Below are 280 nucleotides of genomic sequence, written 5' to 3' on the forward strand. Positions count from 1 at the left end.
GGTGGAAACTGTTTTAAACACCAATGCGCTTTCTGCTGGGGGCAATGCGACAGTTCTTGCTAAGAAAGATATGACAGCCTCTGGGGTAAAGATCAGCACAGGGGGTGATCTTGCCATGGCCACAGAGCAGGGCAATTTGACAATCGGTGCCATAAAAACTACCTACCATGATGCGCAGGGTAATGCATCCATGCATCAACAATCAGAAGTTAATTCTGGAGGCTCAACAACGCTTTCCTCTGGAAAGGATCTGAATATTCTGGGCTCTGAAGTTCAAACG

At 47.1% G+C, this 280-nt stretch carries 1 protein-coding gene; it reads left to right on the top strand.

Annotation, left to right across the window (positions count from 1 at the left end; translation table 11 throughout):
• On the top strand, positions 1–280 hold a 280-nt coding region (locus ACFINS_RS10830), incomplete at both ends, for a hemagglutinin repeat-containing protein (RefSeq protein WP_375706276.1).

It is taken from the genome of Bartonella sp. AA2SXKL (genome assembly GCF_042197205.1).
In the GTDB taxonomy this organism is placed as follows: Bacteria; Pseudomonadota; Alphaproteobacteria; order Rhizobiales; family Rhizobiaceae; genus Bartonella.